The sequence below is a fragment of the Pseudomonas sp. genome (assembly GCF_030698175.1).
GTDB lineage: Bacteria > Pseudomonadota > Gammaproteobacteria > Pseudomonadales > Pseudomonadaceae > Aquipseudomonas.
The window spans coordinates 91,788-107,394 of record NZ_JAUYNT010000005.1; the positions used below are offsets into that span (position 1 = coordinate 91,788).

16 protein-coding genes are annotated in these 15,607 nt (G+C 60.9%); 3 read left to right on the top strand and 13 right to left on the bottom strand.

Annotation, left to right across the window (positions count from 1 at the left end):
- Positions 1-24: 24 nt before the first annotated feature.
- Positions 25-1,290 (bottom strand): urea ABC transporter substrate-binding protein, encoded by a 1,266-nt coding sequence (gene urtA / locus Q8R10_RS02395; RefSeq protein WP_305650657.1) that lies wholly within the window; start codon positions 1,288-1,290, stop codon positions 25-27.
- Between the two features lie 270 nt (positions 1,291-1,560).
- Here urtA and Q8R10_RS02400 point away from each other — a divergent pair, with 270 nt between their 5' ends.
- Positions 1,561-1,725, top strand: coding sequence for a hypothetical protein (locus tag Q8R10_RS02400; protein WP_305650658.1), 165 nt, complete (start codon positions 1,561-1,563; stop codon positions 1,723-1,725).
- A 141-nt stretch (positions 1,726-1,866) separates the two neighbouring features.
- Here the strand turns inward: Q8R10_RS02400 and Q8R10_RS02405 are convergent, their stop codons facing one another.
- The 5 genes from Q8R10_RS02405 to leuS form a co-directional block, all read right to left on the bottom strand.
- Positions 1,867-3,153, bottom strand: coding sequence for a lytic murein transglycosylase (locus Q8R10_RS02405; protein ID WP_305650660.1), 1,287 nt, complete (start codon positions 3,151-3,153; stop codon positions 1,867-1,869).
- A gap of 75 nt (positions 3,154-3,228) precedes the next feature.
- Positions 3,229-3,405, bottom strand: a complete 177-nt coding sequence (gene arfA, locus Q8R10_RS02410) for an alternative ribosome rescue factor ArfA (RefSeq protein ID WP_305650662.1) — start codon at positions 3,403-3,405, stop codon at positions 3,229-3,231.
- A gap of 97 nt (positions 3,406-3,502) precedes the next feature.
- Entirely contained in the window at positions 3,503-4,540 is a 1,038-nt protein-coding gene (holA, locus tag Q8R10_RS02415) for a DNA polymerase III subunit delta (RefSeq protein ID WP_305650664.1), read from the bottom strand.
- A gap of 114 nt (positions 4,541-4,654) precedes the next feature.
- Entirely contained in the window at positions 4,655-5,260 is a 606-nt protein-coding gene (lptE, locus tag Q8R10_RS02420; RefSeq protein ID WP_305650666.1) for an LPS assembly lipoprotein LptE, read from the bottom strand.
- A gap of 68 nt (positions 5,261-5,328) precedes the next feature.
- A complete protein-coding gene (gene leuS / locus Q8R10_RS02425; RefSeq protein ID WP_305650668.1) occupies positions 5,329-7,941 on the bottom strand; it encodes a leucine--tRNA ligase in 2,613 nt (870 codons plus the stop codon).
- Between the two features lie 352 nt (positions 7,942-8,293).
- Here leuS and Q8R10_RS02430 point away from each other — a divergent pair, with 352 nt between their 5' ends.
- On the top strand, positions 8,294-8,749 hold the full coding sequence (locus tag Q8R10_RS02430; RefSeq protein ID WP_305650669.1) for a hypothetical protein: 456 nt from the start codon (positions 8,294-8,296) through the stop codon (positions 8,747-8,749).
- Between the two features lie 57 nt (positions 8,750-8,806).
- Here Q8R10_RS02430 and lnt read toward each other — a convergent pair whose 3' ends face one another.
- The 6 genes from lnt to miaB all read right to left on the bottom strand — a co-directional run bounded on the left by lnt (position 8,807) and on the right by miaB (position 14,374).
- Positions 8,807-10,327, bottom strand: a complete 1,521-nt coding sequence (gene lnt / locus Q8R10_RS02435; RefSeq protein WP_305650670.1) for an apolipoprotein N-acyltransferase — start codon at positions 10,325-10,327, stop codon at positions 8,807-8,809.
- A 102-nt stretch (positions 10,328-10,429) separates the two neighbouring features.
- Positions 10,430-11,269 carry an HlyC/CorC family transporter gene (locus tag Q8R10_RS02440; RefSeq protein ID WP_305650672.1) on the bottom strand — a complete coding sequence of 280 codons (840 nt, stop codon included), beginning with the start codon at positions 11,267-11,269 and terminating at the stop codon, positions 10,430-10,432.
- 59 nt (positions 11,270-11,328) lie between these two features.
- Complete coding sequence (gene ybeY, locus Q8R10_RS02445; protein ID WP_305650674.1) at positions 11,329-11,799, bottom strand: rRNA maturation RNase YbeY; 471 nt, start codon at positions 11,797-11,799, stop codon at positions 11,329-11,331.
- Entirely contained in the window at positions 11,792-11,929 is a 138-nt protein-coding gene (locus Q8R10_RS02450) for a hypothetical protein (RefSeq protein ID WP_305650676.1), read from the bottom strand. Before Q8R10_RS02450 ends, ybeY begins: the two co-directional genes overlap by 8 nt.
- The gene (locus tag Q8R10_RS02455) at positions 11,922-12,938 is read right to left on the bottom strand and encodes a PhoH family protein (RefSeq protein WP_305650822.1); all 1,017 of its coding nucleotides are present in this window, start codon (positions 12,936-12,938) and stop codon (positions 11,922-11,924) included. The genes Q8R10_RS02450 and Q8R10_RS02455 overlap by 8 nt, the downstream gene beginning before the upstream one ends.
- A gap of 101 nt (positions 12,939-13,039) precedes the next feature.
- The gene (gene miaB, locus Q8R10_RS02460) at positions 13,040-14,374 is read right to left on the bottom strand and encodes a tRNA (N6-isopentenyl adenosine(37)-C2)-methylthiotransferase MiaB (RefSeq protein ID WP_305650678.1); all 1,335 of its coding nucleotides are present in this window, start codon (positions 14,372-14,374) and stop codon (positions 13,040-13,042) included.
- A gap of 127 nt (positions 14,375-14,501) precedes the next feature.
- Between miaB and Q8R10_RS02465 the strand changes: the two genes are divergently transcribed.
- Positions 14,502-14,825, top strand: coding sequence for a DUF1820 family protein (locus tag Q8R10_RS02465; protein ID WP_305650680.1), 324 nt, complete (start codon positions 14,502-14,504; stop codon positions 14,823-14,825).
- A 110-nt stretch (positions 14,826-14,935) separates the two neighbouring features.
- On the opposite strand, the gene Q8R10_RS02470 is transcribed toward Q8R10_RS02465, so the two are convergent.
- Positions 14,936-15,478, bottom strand: a complete 543-nt coding sequence (locus tag Q8R10_RS02470) for a tetratricopeptide repeat protein (RefSeq protein ID WP_305650682.1) — start codon at positions 15,476-15,478, stop codon at positions 14,936-14,938.
- Between the last annotated feature and the right edge of the window lie 129 nt (positions 15,479-15,607).

Sequence of the window (15,607 nt, forward strand, 5' to 3'; positions counted from 1 at the left end):
TGAGTGGGGTCAGGCCCCGACGGATCAGTTCGACTTCATAGCAACGTCCGGCTTCTTGGCGTTGCCAGAAATGTACGGGCTCCAAGGCTGGGCGCGCACTGGGCCGTCGGTTTGCCAGACCACATTGAACTGACCGTCGCCTTGCACTTCGCCAATCATCACGGGCTTGTGCAGGTGGTGGTTGGTCTTGTCCATGGTCAGGGTGTAACCGCTTGGCGCGGTGTAGGTTTGCCCGGCCATGGCGTCACGGACCTTATCGACGTTGGTGGTGCCGGCCTTAGTGACCGCCTGCGCCCACATATTGATGCCCACGTAGGTGGCTTCCATCGGGTCGTTGGTCACCGCAGTTGGGTAGCTCGGCAGGTTCTTAGCTTTGGCGTAGGCCTTCCAGGCCCCGACGAACTTCTGGTTGACCGGGTTATCCAGTGACTCGAAGTAGTTCCAGGCCGCCAGTTGGCCCACCAGCGGTTTGGTGTCGATGCCGCGCAGTTCTTCTTCGCCGACCGAAAAGGCCACCACTGGCACATCGGTAGCTTCGATGCCCTGGTTGCCCAGTTCTTTGTAGAACGGCACGTTGGAGTCGCCGTTAACGGTGGAGATCACCGCCGTTTTACCGCCTGCGGAGAATTTTTTGATATTGGCCACGATGGTTTGATAATCGCTATGGCCGAACGGGGTGTAGACCTCTTCGATGTCCTTGTCGGCCACGCCTTTGGTTTTCAGGAGGGCCCGCAGAATTTTGTTGGTGGTGCGTGGGTAGACGTAGTCGGTGCCGAGCAAGAAGAAGCGCTTGGCGGCGCCGCCGTCTTCGCTCATCAGGTACTCGACCGCCGGGATGGCTTGCTGGTTAGGCGCGGCGCCGGTGTAGAACACGTTTGGCGACATCTCTTCACCCTCGTATTGCACCGGGTAGAACAGCAGGCCATTTAACTCTTCAAACACCGGCAGTACCGATTTACGCGACACGCTGGTCCAGCAGCCGAACACCACATCGACCTTGTCTTGGGTCAGCAGTTGGCGGCCCTTCTCGGCGAATAGCGGCCAGTTGGACGCCGGGTCGACGACCACAGGTTCTAACTGCTTACCGAGCACGCCACCCTTGGCGTTAATCTCGGCGATGGTCATCAGCGCCATGTCTTTCAGCGAGGTTTCCGAAATGGCCATGGTGCCGGACAGCGAATGCAAAATGCCGACCTTGATGGTTTCGGCAGCCTGCGCGCTGAACGGGAACAGGCCAGTCAGTAGCAGGGCACTGGCGAGGGTAGCTTGCAATAGAGGACGGCGTTTCATCGTATTAAGGCTCCATGCACAACGGGGAATGGACCAAAGGGGTCATTACCGCTATCGCAGAAAACGTGCCAAAACCGGCAAAAGCCCGTGCGCCAATGGTTGTCTGGGTGATCAGGTTTGTCGTGTTAATGCTGCTGCGCAATACGGGTGCGCACTAAGCGCTCACTGGGCGGGAGGTTGCACTGTTTGCGGGCGCATATTGCGCTGCTGTTTGCTGCCGTTGGCTCGTTGGAGGCGTCAACCTGCCCGGCCGGGCAAACGGAGGTCTGTGTGGTCAGTTGTTTTTGTGCGCCCGGCGGCAAGGATGAAGTCGGCGCGCTATTCGACAACGTCAGCCTGTTGGCGGCGGCCGGCTTGAAAACCTGGCTGCAGCATTCCGCTGAATATCCGTGCGCAACTCGAACCTTAGCCGAGCCGCCCAAGCCAGTACGCTAAGCGCGGGGTGCAGGGCCATGCTTTGTCCTGCGCTAAGCACACAACGCGCGCACAATGCGCTTTACTGGGCGGATCGCGCCGCATCGACCCGGCGGCTAGTGTCATGCGAGCAGAGATCGCCTGGGATGTTCTTCGGCTTATTTACAGCGTGCTGATAAGTTTTTGCAACAGCGCCTGATTGGGGTAACCGTCAGCCGGCCAGCCGAGGCTTTGTTGATAGCTGCGGATGGCTTTGCGGCTGTTGGCGCCGATAATGCCGTCGACGCCGCCGGGGTTGAAGCCTTTGCTGCTCAGCTGCTCCTGCAACACTATGCGTTGCGCGCGGCTCAGTGGCAGGTCGTCGCGGGGCCATTTGGCCAGCACTTGACCACCGTTTAACAAGCGCTCCGAGAGCAGGCCAACCGCCAGGGCGTAGGAAGTCGAGTTGTTGTATTTGAGAATGGCGCGAAAGTTATCCAGCACCAAAAACGCCGGGCCACGGTAGCCGGCCGGCAGCAGCAAAGAGGCGCGGGCTTGGGCAAAATCCGGCGGCAGGTTTTTAACCCCCAGCGCGCGCCACTCATTCAGGGGTTTGCGGATATCGGCATCGGCGAGGGCGTAATCAAAACTCTCCGGCAGTGTTACTTCCACGCCCCAGGGCTGGCCCTGTTGCCAGCCGGAGCTGCGTAGGTAGTTGGCGGCCGAGGCTAAGGCGTCGGCGGGACTGGTCCAGATGTTACGGCGGCCATCGCCATCGAAGTCGACCGCGTAATGGTTATAGGTGCTGGGGATAAACTGGGTTTGGCCCATGGCGCCGGCCCAGGATCCGAGCAGTTGGCTGCTGGGCACGTCGCCGTGTTGCAAAATCTGCAGGGCGGCCAGCAATTGGGTTTGCGCAAAGGCTGGGCGGCGGCCTTCGTAGGCGAGGCTGGCCAGTGAGCGAATCACCGATTTGTCGCCGGTAAACTGGCCAAAGCTGCTTTCCATGCCCCAGATCGCCACCAAGGCTTGGCGGTCTACGCCGTAAGCTTGCTCGATGGCGGCGAGGGTGGTGGCATGCTCGTTGAGCATGGCCTGGCCACGGCGCACGCGCGCGGCGGAGATGGCGCCATCCAGGTACTCCCACACCGGGCGGGTAAATTCGGGCTGGCTATTGTCGGCTTTGACCACCGCCTCGTCGGGGCTGACGCCGGCAAAGGCCTGATCGAAAATAGCCGGTTGAATGCCGGCGTCCAGGGCTTGCTGACGGAACTGCGCCAGCCATTGGGCGAAGCTCTGGGCGGGTGCCACGTCTGCGTTGCTGGGCTTGCTGGCGGTGGCAGCGGTGCTTGGCGCAGGGGTTGCGCTGGCGGCGGTATTTTGTTGGTTGGCTTGCTGGTCGGCGCAGGCGCTGAGCAGGCAGAGGCTCAAGCAGATCAGGCTATGGCGAAGGGGTACTGGGTAAAGCATGCGGGTCTCTCGGCGCGGTTCAGATAGGCGCAAACCTTAACATGGGTGGGGCTACTGTGCGGCGCGGCAGCGTTTTTAGGCGGCCAGAAACAGAGAAGCCTCCCCGTGGTTAGACGGGAAGGCTTCGCGGCGGTAGCTGCCTTTGCCTTTGGCCGGTCGCTCTTGGCGACAACGAAACAGTGGCTGGGCAATGATCGATTTGGCCTTGTTCGGGCCGGGCTGGTTTTGGTTGGTTTTGCTGGATTTGGCCATGGGCGCTCCTGGGGGCTGCCGAGCCAGTCTCGGCGTGGGCATCTTCACCGCCGAGGGGTAAAAACGCCAGTGCTGCTGGTCGCGTCTAAGCCTGCGATTATTCCGCCGGCAAGCTCAGGCGCTGGCCGGCCATCAGCAGCGCTAGGCGGCTAAGGCCATTCCAGGGATCGCCGGCGGCCTGGCCTTTGATTTGGGCGTCGATGCGCTGGGCGTCTTGCAATAAACGATTCCAGCCGCTGGCGCTGTGCCGTTGCAGGGCTTTGCTGATCAGCGGGCGACGCTTGTCCCAGACCGGTGGCCGCGCTTGGCTGAAGGCTTTATCCAGCGGCAAGCCGCTATTGACCTGCTGGGCGATGGTTGCCAGCAGCCGCAGTTCGCGGGCCAGAGCCCAGAGAATCACCGGGCTTTCGACCCCTTCGCCGCGCAAACCTTCGAGCATCCGCTGGCTGTGCGCCGCCTCGCCGTTGAGCGCCGCATCGATCAAGCCAAACACGTCGAAGCGGGCGCTGTCGGCCACCGCCGCTTGCACGGTAGTGACATCGATCTGGCCGTTCTCGGCGAGTAGTTTGAGTTTTTCGATTTCTTGCGCGGCGGCCAGCAAGTTGCCTTCAACCCGCGCGGCGATCAATTCGATGGCTTCGGGGCTGGCGGCTAGACCGGCTTGGGCCAGACGCTGGCGAATCCATTGTGGCAATTGCCCGGCTTCGACCGGCCAGATTTGCACAAATTGGCTATGGGCACTGTCAATCAGCGCCTTGGCCCACTTGGTCTTTTGCGTGCTGCCATCGAGCTTGGGCAGGCTGAGCAACAGCAGCGTGTCTTCGGGCGGGCGCGCCAGGTAATCCAGCAGGGCGCTGGCACCCTTGTCTCCAGGTTTGCCGCTGCTGATGCGCAGCTCAATCAGGCGCTTGTCGGCAAACAGTGAGAGGCTGGCGGCGGCTTGGTAGAGCAGGCCCCAGTCGAAGCTTTTGTCGACATCGAACACTTCGCGCTCGCTAAAGCCCTGACTGCGTGCCGCGCTACGAATGCTGTCGGCGGCTTCCTGGCACAGCAAATGCTCATCGCCGCTGAGCACATACACGGGTGCCAAGTTGCCTTGCAGATGCTTGCTGAGTTGGGCTGGATTGAGCTTCATGGCGCTGCGCTGCGATTGGGCCGCCGGGGCGGCCCAATCGACTTGCTCGGTGGGGAATTGAATCGGAGCCCCTCGCTTGTGATCCTTGCTGCGGTCGAGGCTCCCATGCCGGCCTTACTCAGTCGGGATCTGGATCGGCGACTGTTGCGGCAAATCGCGCTCGGCTTTGCGTGCGGCAGCCAGTGCGTCGGCGTCGGCCTTGGCCTTGGCTTGGGCGGTTTGCTGCAGCTGCTCAAGCTGTTGCGGGGTAACCATCTGCAGGTTTTGCGCGAGCTTTTGCACCAGGTTGCGGCGCATTTCCTGAGCCAGCTGCACGGCTTCCTGACCGGAACCGGTGATGTTGTTCTGGTCCTGGTTGTAGATGCTTTGCACTTCGAGCTGATTCTGCAGCAGCAATAAATTGTTGGCGCCACGAATCTCGTAATCCAGGGTGTTGGTCAGCTCAATCTCGGCGCTGCGTGAGTTACTGGTATAGCTGGCGGTGCGCTGGCGGCTGTCTTCACGCGTCAGGATCAGGTGATAAGGCGCGCTGCCGTATACCTTGACCTTATTGTTCTCCAGCACTAGGCGCACTTGCTTGACGGTTTCGCCGTAGGCATTGCGTGCGCTAACGTCGAGCTCGGTGAGGGCGAAGTGCGTATCGCCGGTGCCGCGCAGTTGGAAGCCACAGGCGCTTAGTAGCGCGGCGAGGCCGATGACCATCAGGTTACGTTTCATCATCTTTAGTATCCCTTTGCAAACAATTCCATTGAACAGCCGCGCCAGCATAAGGCTGACGGCAGCGTTACTTAGCTGGCGACAATATTAACCAGTTTGCCCGGCACCACTATGACCTTGCGAATGCTCAGGCCTTCGGTGAAACGCAGCACGCTTTCGTTGCTGCGCGCCGCCGCTTCGACTTCTTCGCGGCTGGCGGTCGCAGACATTTCGATCTGGCCACGCAGTTTGCCGTTGACCTGAATCACCAGGATCAGACTGTCTTGCACCAGCGCCGACTCATCTACCTGTGGCCAATGGGCGTCGATAATTGCGTCGTTGTGGCCCAGGCACCGCCAGATTTCGTGGCTGATATGTGGGGTAATCGGCGCCAGCAACAGGACCACGGCTTGCAGACCTTCCTGCAGCAGGGCACGGTCGTGTTCGGTGGCAGTCGCGGCTTTTTCCAGCACGTTCATCAGGGTCATCACCTGGGCGATGGCGGTGTTGAACTTGTGGTGCAGGCCGATATCTTGGCTGGCGTTTTTAATCGCTAGGTGGATAGCGCGGCGGACGGCTTTCTGACTGTCGTTCAGGTCGTGCTTACCCAAGCTGGCGGGTAGGCCGGCGCTGACATGGCTGTGAGCCAGGCGCCAGACGCGGCGCAGAAAGCGGTTCGCGCCCTCGACGCCGGCGTCGGACCATTCGCAGCTCATGTCGGGTGGCGAGGCGAACATCATAAACAAGCGGCAGGTGTCGGCGCCGTACACGTCGATCATCGCTTGCGGGTCGACGCCGTTGTTCTTCGACTTGGACATCTTCTCGGTGCCGCCGATTTCTACCGGCAAGCCGTCGGACTTCAGTTTGGCGCCGATCACCTTGGCTTTGGCGTCCAGCTCGACGTTGACGTCGGCTGGGTTGAACCAGTCCTTGCCGCCGTTTTCCAGGGTGCGGTAGTAGGTGTCAGCAATCACCATGCCCTGGGTCAGCAGGTTCTTGAACGGCTCGTTCGAGCTGACCAGCCCTTCGTCGCGCATCAGCTTGTGGAAGAAGCGCGCGTACAGCAGGTGCAGGATCGCGTGTTCGATACCGCCGATGTACTGGTCCACCGGCAGCCAGTGGTTGGCCGCCACTGGGTCAACCAGGCCTTCGCTGTAATGCGGCGAGGCGTAGCGGGCGTAGTACCACGACGACTCGACGAAGGTGTCCATGGTGTCGGTTTCACGCTTGGCGTCTGCACCGCATTTCGGGCACTTGCATTGATAGAACTCAGGCATGCGCGCCAATGGACTGCCGGCGCCGTCCGGCACCACGTCCTCGGGCAGGATCACCGGCAGCTGGTCTTCCGGCACCGGCACATCGCCACAGGCGTCGCAGTGGATAATCGGGATCGGGCAGCCCCAGTAACGCTGACGGCTGATGCCCCAGTCGCGCAGGCGGAACTGGGTCTTGCGGGCGCCGTGGGCGCAGGCTTCGAGGTCGGCGACTATGGCGTCGAAAGCGGCAGTAAAATCGAGGTTGTCGTATTTGCCCGAGTTGACGCAGCTCACTGCGGCCTTGTCGCCGTACCAGGCTTGCCATTCGGTCGCCGAGAAGTCTTTGTCCGCGGCGGCATACACCTGCTTGATCGGCAGGCCGTACTTGTTGGCGAACTCGAAATCACGCTCGTCATGGGCAGGCACCGCCATTACGGCGCCTTCGCCATAGCCCCAGAGCACGTAGTTGGCGACGAATACCGGCAGCTTGGCGCCGCTCAGCGGATGAATGACGAACTGGCCGGTGGCCACGCCTTTCTTCTCCATGGTGGCCATGTCGGCCTCGGCCACGGAGCCGCCTTTGCATTCGGCGATAAAGGCGCTGACGACCGGGTTGCTTGTCGCGGCGCGCTGTGCCAGCGGGTGCTCGGCGGCCACGGCCACGTAGGTGGCACCCATCAGGGTGTCGGGGCGGGTGGTGTAGACCTTCAGCTGGCCGTCGATGCCGACGCTGGCGAGGTCGTAGTCGAACACCACGTCGGCACCGAAGCTTTTGCCGATCCAGTTGCGCTGCATAGTCTTGACCTGTTCCGGCCAGCCATCCAACTCATCCAGGCCGCTCAGCAACTCATCGGCGTAAGCGGTGATCTTGAAGTAGTACATCGGGATTTCGCGTTTCTCGACCAGGGCGCCGGAGCGCCAGCCGCGACCGTCGATCACCTGCTCGTTGGCCAGTACGGTCTGGTCCACCGGGTCCCAGTTGACGCTGCCGTTCTTGCGGTAGATCACGCCTTTTTCGAACAGACGAGTGAACAGCCATTGTTCCCAGCGGTAGTAATCCGGTTTGCAGGTGGTCACTTCGCGGGTCCAGTCCACCGCCAATCCCAGGCTTTGCAGCTGGGTTTTCATGTAGGCGATGTTTTCGTAGGTCCACTTGGCCGGCGCGACGTTGTTCTTCATCGCGGCGTTTTCCGCCGGCATGCCGAAGGCGTCCCAGCCCATCGGCTGCAGCACGTTCTTGCCCTGCATGCGCTGATAGCGGGCGATCACGTCACCGATGGTGTAGTTGCGCACGTGACCCATGTGCAGCTTGCCGCTTGGGTAGGGGAACATCGACAGGCAATAGAAAGTCTCCTTGCCTGGCTGTTCGGTCACTACAAAGGATTTCTGCGCGTCCCACAGGGACTGGGCGGCGGCTTCGATTTCACGGGGCTGATAGAGTTCGTGCATGGCTACTTGGCTTGGCTGCTTGTGCTTGAAATAGGGGCTTAACAGGCCGTTGAAGAACTAATGCGCTCGGCTAGGCGGCGTTGAAATCAGCCTCAAAATGCTCATGCACAGCGCGTGCACTGCGCTTTTTCGGCTGATTTCGCCTTGCCTAGCCGTCGCTCGCTACATTCTCAACGGCCTGTTTGAGCTAACGCGCTAGCATACAGGACGCCGCTTGGCTGAGGGAAACGCTGATTGAGGCGTGGCTGTTTGGCCTGTCCGCCGTTGGTCGCAGTAAGCGCTTGGCCGCGACCCGAGCGCTAGACTTGGAGCGAAGGGGCAGTAGGTTTTGCGCTGGCTGAGAGGTGTTCAGATGGTCGAATCACGCCACACCGAGGGGCCAGAAGGGCTTTATGGGCGGTTGTTACAGCGGCTGGCATTGGCGCTGGATGAGGCCGAAAGCATCAGTCGCAAGCCTGCCAATAGCAGTCATGAGCATGAGTTGGAGTTAAGCGGTTTAAGCCCCGCCGAGTTGCAGTTGGTGCGGGCCTATCTGGATCAGGACTTGAGCTGGCTGCAGGGCTGGCACGCGGCTGCGCAAGAGTTGGCGCTGCTTGAACGGCAAAGTGCGCCTGTGGCCAAGCCTGGGTGCGGCAATATTCGGCCGCTGCACAAAGCCCCGGTGCGGCTCAATCCATTGCTTAAGCGGCGCCAGCAGCTCTGTTGCGCGCTCTGTGGTACTGCCGCCGACTGGTTGCACGGCCAGGGTGTGCAGGCTTGTGGCTCCTGCGGTTCGCAATTGTTTCGCGCGGGCAGTCCGTTGCTCTGATCGGGTGTTTTTTCGGGCTGCGCGCTTGGCACGCAACCCTGTTAGGCACGCAGCCGGTTACAGCGTCTTGGCCATCCGGCTGGCTAGCAAGGCCCAGCCAAACAGTAAGAAGCAAACAATCGCCAGTGGCCATGAGCGCCAGCGCAGGTAAGGCGTGAGGTCTTGCATCGGCACCACCTCGCCATAGAGTACGCCTTCCTCGAACTGCGGCAATTGCGCGTTGATTTGGCCGAATGGGTCAATCACCACGGTCATACCGTTATTGGTGGCGCGGATCATCCATCGCCCCGCTTCGAGGGCGCGCATTTGCGCCATCTGCAGGTGTTGCAACGGCCCGATGGAGCTGCCGAACCAGGCGTCGTTGCTGACCGTCAGGAGGATATTGCTCTGTGCCGCGAGGGCGGCGGCAAAGTCTGGATAGACCACTTCGTAGCAAATGTAAGCGGCAATGCTGTAACCCTTGGCTTGCAGCAATGGCTGGGCGGCCGGGCCGCGGGCGAAGTCCGACATCGGCAAGTCGAAGAAGCGGATCAAGCCGCGCAGTTGGTCTTGCAGCGGCACGTACTCGCCAAAGGGCACCAGCTTTTGCTTGAGATAAGTGCCCTGGCCTTGGCCTACCACTGTGATGCCGTTGTAGTAGCGCTTCTCGCCCTGCTCATTCAGTTGGCGGATGGGGACGCCGGTAATCAGTGCGCTTTGCCGGCCTTCGGCGAAGGCGGCCATGCCGGCCAGGTAGTCCTCTGCATACTCTTTCAGCACCGGTACCGCGGTTTCCGGCCAGACAATCAGGTCGGTGGCTTTGGCGCTGCGGCTCATGTCGCGGTACAGGTCGAGCTGCGCGCGCAGTTGCGCCGGGTCCCATTTCAGGCTTTGTGCCACGTTGCCTTGCAGCAGCGCCACGCTCAAGGGGGCGCCGGCCGGGCGGGTCCAGGCGTGACCGTTAAGGGCGAAGCCGGCCAGCCAGGGCGCGCTCAGCAGCGCCAAACCGGTGACGAGAAAGGCCGGGCGGCTGCGCAGGCGTGGCAGGTTGATCAGCAGTGCGGCGCTCAGGGCCAGTACAAAGGAGATCAGCCACATGCCGCCGACGGGTGCCAGACCGCTGAGCGGGCCGTCGAGCTGGCTATAGCCGGCATACAGCCAGGGGAAACCGGTCAGGAGCCAGCCGCGAAACGCCTCCTGCGCCAACCACAGGGCAGCGAAGGCCAGGGCGTCGGCCAGCGGCGCCTCGTTACGCCGCAGCCAGCGCGCCCACAGCCAGGCCGGCAAACCAAAGAAAAACGCCAGGGTGATGCAAAAAGCCAGCATCAAGCCGCCCGCCAACGCTGGCGAGGCGCCGCCGTGGTCGTGAATGCTGACGTAAATCCAGCCGATACCGGCCAGGTACAGGCCCAGGCCGTAGCACCAGCCGCGCCAGAGTGCGGCTTTCGGAGCCAGGTCGCGCAAGCCCAGATAGAACAGCGCCAGCGACAGCAGCGACAGCGGCCAGAAATCGAAAGGGGCCAGTGCCAGGGGGGTGAGTGCGCCCGCCAGCAGGGCAAGCAAATTGCCCGGCGGGCCTGGGCGAGTGATCCAGTTCATAGGGGTCCGTGGGAAGTAGGGAGTTGGGAGTTGGGAGTGGAGAGTGGGAAGTGGGAAGTGGGCCGACTCCCTACTTCCCACTCCCTACTCCCCACCAGCCAGTTAGCGCGATTCAGGTGTCAGGCGCAGCAAGTGGATGCGCCGACTGTCGGCGCTGAGTACGCGAAAGCGGTAGCTGCCCAGTTCCGTCACTTCGTTGCGCTTGGGTAGATGACCAAAGGAGCTCATCACCAAGCCGCCGATGGTGTCGAATTCGTCGTCCGAGAAGCCGCTGTCGAAGAACTCGTTGAAGCGCTCGACCGGGGTCAGGGCCTTGATCAAAAAATCGCCGCTGGGCAGCGGCTTGATAAAGCTGTCTTCCTCGATGTCGTGCTCGTCTTCGATTTCGCCGACGATCTGCTCCAGCACGTCTTCGATGGTCACCAGGCCGGCAACGCCGCCGTACTCATCGATGACCACGGCCATATGATTGTGGTTGGCGCGGAACTCGCGCAGTAGCACGTTGAGGCGCTTGGACTCGGGCACGAAGGTGGCCGGGCGCAGCAGGTTTTTGATGTCCATCTCGGCTTGCGGGTCTTGCAGCACCAGTGGCAGCAGGTCTTTGGCTAGCAGGATGCCGATCACGTCATCGAGGTTTTCGCCGATTACCGGGTAGCGCGAGTGGGCGGAGTCGAGAATCGCTGGTAGGAACTCGCGCGGGCTCTGGCAGGCTTTGATGCTGACCATCTGTGAGCGCGGCACCATGATGTCGCGGACTTGCAGGTCGGCGACCTGGATGGCGCCCTCAACTATGGCCAGCGCCTCGCTGTCGAGCAGCTTGTTTTGATGTGCTTCACGCAGTAGCTGCAGCAGCTCCTGGCGGTTTTTCGGTTCGTGGGTAAAAGCCTGGGTGATTTTGCCCAGCCAGGTCTTTTGCCCACTGCTTGATCGGTCTTCGCTCATGCGTGTGTACTCACGGCTCCTTATTAATGATTAAAAGTGTGCGGGTAAATAAGGTCGACTTATTGCTCGTCGCCTGCTGTTTCGGTTTGATAGGGGTCGGGATAACCGAGTTCGGCCAGCAGCTTACGCTCTAAATCTTCCATTTCGATGGCTTCATCGTCATCGATATGGTCGTAACCAAGCAAATGCAGGCAGCCGTGGATGACCAGATGTGCCCAGTGCGCGGCAAGATCCTTGCCTTGCTCAGCGGCCTCATGCTCAACCACCGGCACGCAGATCACCAGATCGCCCAACAGTGGGATGTCGAGCAAACCGTCGGGAATGTCGGCCGGAAAGGACAATACATTGGTGGCGTAGTCCTTGTGCCGCCAAGTGTTGTTCAGCTCGCGGGCCTCGGCGTCGTCGACTAAACGGATGGTCAGCTCGGAGTCGGCGCTGCGCGGGCTGAGGCCCTTGGCGCACCACAACTGCAGTTGTTCAAGGCTGGGCGCGGCGCCTTCGCTGGCAATTTGCAGGTCCAGTTCAATCATGTTTGCGGCCCTTGCTGTTGTGCTGGGCGGATTTGCCCGGATGGCTCAGCTCATGGCGTTCGTATGCTTCGACAAGGCTGGGCGCCGAGCCTTCATGGGCAATTTGCAGGCCTGATTCAAGCTCAATCATGTTTGTGGCCCTTATTGCCGTGCTGCTGGGACTGTTCCTGGTGGCTCAGTTCGTAGCGCTCGTAAGCTTCGACTATCCGTTGCACCAGCGGATGACGCACCACGTCCTTGGATTGAAAGTGGGTGAAGGCGATGCCGGGCACTCCGTGCAGCACTTCCATTACATGATTCAAGCCGGACTTGGTGCCGCGTGGCAGGTCGACCTGGGTAATGTCGCCGGTAATCACCGCAGTGGAGCCAAAACCGATGCGGGTGAGGAACATTTTCATCTGTTCCACCGTGGTGTTCTGGCTCTCGTCGAGAATGATAAAGCTGTTGTTCAGGGTGCGACCGCGCATATAGGCCAGGGGCGCGACTTCAATCACCTGCTTCTCGATCAGCTTGTTGACCTGCTCGAAGCCGAGCATTTCATACAGGGCGTCATAGAGTGGGCGCAGGTACGGGTCGATTTTTTGTGCCAGGTCGCCGGGCAGGAAACCGAGTTTCTCGCCGGCTTCCACCGCCGGGCGCACCAGTAGGATGCGGCGGATCTGTTCGCGCTCCAGGGCGTCTACCGCGCAGGCCACGGCCAGGTAGGTTTTGCCGGTGCCGGCCGGGCCGATGCCAAAGTTGATGTCGTGGTCGAGAATGGCTTTAACGTAGCGCTGCTGATTCATCCCGCGCGGGCGAATCATGCCCTTGCGGGTGCGCAGGGCGATGCTCGATTCGGTATTGCTGCTGTTCGATGGCAGTAGCTCGGCGGCCTGTTCTTGCAAAAACAAGTGCACCACATCCGGAGACAGTTCATGGGCCACGGTTTCGCGGTACAGCCGCAGGATCAGCAGCTCGGCGGCGTGGATGGTCGGCAAGCTGCCGAGCAGTTCAAATTGGTTGCCACGGTTGCGGATTTCGATGCCCATGCGCTGCTCGATCAGCCGCAGGTGCTCATCCAGTGCGCCGCAGAGGTTGGCAAAACGCTGTTGCTCGAAAGGTTCGAGGGTGAAGTTATGCACTTCAATCGGGGCGTTCAAAATGGCGGTATTCAAGGTCGCGGTGGCCCTTAGTCGCAGTGGTTGTTGGTCTGAGGATAACCCCGAGGCGGCGCCGGTGAAAGCGCGCCGCCGTGTGGCGATTATTCGACCAGGGTGCCGATCAATGAGTTGGGCCGCGCTTCGTCGATGTGCACGTTGACGAACTGACCAATCAGGCTCGGGTCGTTAGAGCGAAAGTTGACGATGCGATTGGCTTCGCTGCGGCCTTGCAGCTGGCCGGGATCTTTTTTCGAGTAATCGCGGACCAGGATGCGTTGCACGCTGCCAACCATCCGTCGGCTGTTCTCGAAGCCCTGTTGGCTGAGCTTGTGCTGCAGGCGGGCCAAACGCTCGCGCTTGGTTTCGGTCGAGGTGGCGTCGGCCAAGTCGGCCGCTGGCGTGCCGGGGCGGGCGCTGTAGACGAAGGAGTAGGAGAAATCGAAGCCGACGTCCTCGACCAGCTGCATGGTCTGCTCGAAGTCTTTGTCGGTCTCGCCGGGGAAGCCGACGATAAAGTCCGAGCTGATGACGATGTCTGGCACCGCTAAGCGCAGTTTGCGAATCCGCGACTTGTATTCCAGTGCGGTGTGGCCGCGCTTCATCGCCGCCAGGATGCGGTCCGAGCCCGATTGCACCGGCAAGTGCAGCTGTTTAACCAGCTCCGGCACCTGGGCATGGGCCTCGATCAACGCGTCGGAGAACTCCAGCGGGTGCGAGGTGGTGTAGCGGATGCGGTCGATGCCGTCGATGGCGGCCACGGCGCGAATCAGCTCGGCCAAGTCAGCCATGCGCTCGTCGCCGTCTGGGAGGGCGCCACGGTACCCGTTGACGTTCTGACCTAATAAGGTGACTTCGCGCACGCCGTGTTCGGCCAGGTGCAGCACCTCGGCGAGCACGTCGTTAAACGGCCGGCTGACTTCTTCGCCACGGGTGTAGGGCACCACGCAGAAGGTGCAATACTTGCTGCAACCTTCCATCACCGATACGTAAGCCGCCGGACCGTCAACGCGCGGCTCGGGCAGGCGGTCGAATTTTTCGATTTCCGGGAAGGAAATATCCACCTGTGGAGTGCCGGTGCTGCGTGCGGCGTCGAGCATCTCGGGCAGGCGGTGCAGGGTTTGCGGGCCGAACACCACGTCCACATAGGGCGCGCGATCTAGAATCGCCGCGCCTTCCTGGCTGGCCACGCAGCCGCCGACACCGATTACCAGGTTGGGATTTTCCAGCTTCAGCTCACGCCAGCGGCCCAGTTGCGAGAACACCCGGTCTTGGGCGCGCTCACGAATCGAGCAGGTATTGAGCAGGATCACGTCGGCCTCTTCGGCACGGTCGGTCAGTTCGATCGGCTGCTGTTCGCCCAGCAGGTCGACCATGCGCGAGCTGTCGTACTCGTTCATCTGGCAACCGTGGGTTTCGATATAAAGCTTCTTGGTCATGCGGGCTCAAAGGCTGGCTTGTACGACCGCGCATTATAGGGGCCGCAGTCGAGTCCTCCTAGCGTTCTGCGTCGGATGCCTGTGCTATGCTTGGCGACCCCCGATCTGCTGGCGTTGTTGGCTATCCATGAGCAAGCGTGAACCTATCTACAAGGTGATTTTCCTTAACCAGGGCCAGGTATACGAAATGTATGCCAAGCAGATCTTTCAAAGCGATCTGTGGGGCTTTCTGGAAGTCGAGGAATTCGTTTTCGGCGAGCGCAGCCAGTTGGTGGTCGACCCGAGCGAAGAGAAACTCAAAGCCCAGTTTGATGGCGTGGTGCGCAGCTTTGTGCCGATGCACTCGATAGTGCGCATCGATGAGGTCGAGCGCCTGGGCACGCCGAAGATCAGCGAAGCTCGCGGCATGAGCAATGTCATGCCCTTTCCGATGCCGATGCCGGATAAGTAGGGGTAAGCGGCAAGCTCTAAGCTGCAAGCTAAGCGTATCGCTCGACCAAGCGCGGACAAGCTGTTACTTGAAGCTTATGGCTTGCAGCTTGCGACTGCTGCCTCCGGCAGCTACGGCAGCGGGGCGAACAGCGAGTTGCTGCCCTGCAGTTGCAGCAGGTATTCGCGAAAGATCTGCCCCAGCACCTGAGTGGCTTGTTGTAACTCCTCGTTGCGCATCTGCGCCGCGACGATATCGGCGCTATCGAGCGCATCTTCGGCGCCATTCACGGCGGCCATCTTCAGCACCACATAAGCCTGCACATTATTAGCGGGCACGCCTTCACCACGGAAAAACATCATGCCCAGGCGCTGCTGTGCTTGGGCATGGCCTTGCAGTGAGGCTAGTTCGAACCATTTCAGCGCCAGCGCCAGGTCGCGCTCGGCTAATTGGCCGTCGTAATAAAAGCTGCCGAGTTCGAATTGGGCTTGTGGGTTGCCGCTGGCGGCCACTTGTTCGCAGGTCGCCAGAGCTTCCGGTAAGTACTCAGGCAGGCTTTGCAGTGAGCAGCGCGCGCTGCTGGAGATAATCAGGGAGTTGCTGTCGGCCGTCGCGCTGAGCGGCAGGGTTAGCAACAGGCAGCCAATCAGCAGGCTGCGGCCGGAGCGATTCATGAAAAAATGCGTGCCTCAGGGAGCAAAACAGGCTTTGGGCCTGGCCGGGATGAATGCCGGCACGCACATTATGAAATAAGCAGGGGCCTGCTTACAAAGCCTTTACGGGGTTTTTCAGGTTATGCGTCG

What these genes read in the sequence shown, in the direction of transcription:
- arfA (WP_305650662.1), bottom strand. Translation starts at nt 3,405, where the DNA reads ATGGCCAAATCCAGCAAAACCAACCAAAACCAGCCCGGCCCGAACAAG.
- urtA (WP_305650657.1), bottom strand. Translation starts at nt 1,290, where the DNA reads ATGAAACGCCGTCCTCTATTGCAAGCTACCCTCGCCAGTGCCCTGCTA.
- leuS (WP_305650668.1), bottom strand. Translation starts at nt 7,941, where the DNA reads ATGCACGAACTCTATCAGCCCCGTGAAATCGAAGCCGCCGCCCAGTCC.
- miaB (WP_305650678.1), bottom strand. Translation starts at nt 14,374, where the DNA reads ATGACCAAGAAGCTTTATATCGAAACCCACGGTTGCCAGATGAACGAG.
- Q8R10_RS02405 (WP_305650660.1), bottom strand. Translation starts at nt 3,153, where the DNA reads ATGCTTTACCCAGTACCCCTTCGCCATAGCCTGATCTGCTTGAGCCTC.
- Q8R10_RS02465 (WP_305650680.1), top strand. Translation starts at nt 14,502, where the DNA reads ATGAGCAAGCGTGAACCTATCTACAAGGTGATTTTCCTTAACCAGGGC.
- Q8R10_RS02440 (WP_305650672.1), bottom strand. Translation starts at nt 11,269, where the DNA reads ATGAGCGAAGACCGATCAAGCAGTGGGCAAAAGACCTGGCTGGGCAAA.
- holA (WP_305650664.1), bottom strand. Translation starts at nt 4,540, where the DNA reads ATGAAGCTCAATCCAGCCCAACTCAGCAAGCATCTGCAAGGCAACTTG.
- ybeY (WP_305650674.1), bottom strand. Translation starts at nt 11,799, where the DNA reads ATGATTGAACTGGACCTGCAAATTGCCAGCGAAGGCGCCGCGCCCAGC.
- Q8R10_RS02430 (WP_305650669.1), top strand. Translation starts at nt 8,294, where the DNA reads ATGGTCGAATCACGCCACACCGAGGGGCCAGAAGGGCTTTATGGGCGG.
- lnt (WP_305650670.1), bottom strand. Translation starts at nt 10,327, where the DNA reads ATGAACTGGATCACTCGCCCAGGCCCGCCGGGCAATTTGCTTGCCCTG.
- lptE (WP_305650666.1), bottom strand. Translation starts at nt 5,260, where the DNA reads ATGATGAAACGTAACCTGATGGTCATCGGCCTCGCCGCGCTACTAAGC.
- Q8R10_RS02450 (WP_305650676.1), bottom strand. Translation starts at nt 11,929, where the DNA reads ATGATTGAGCTTGAATCAGGCCTGCAAATTGCCCATGAAGGCTCGGCG.
- Q8R10_RS02470 (WP_305650682.1), bottom strand. Translation starts at nt 15,478, where the DNA reads ATGAATCGCTCCGGCCGCAGCCTGCTGATTGGCTGCCTGTTGCTAACC.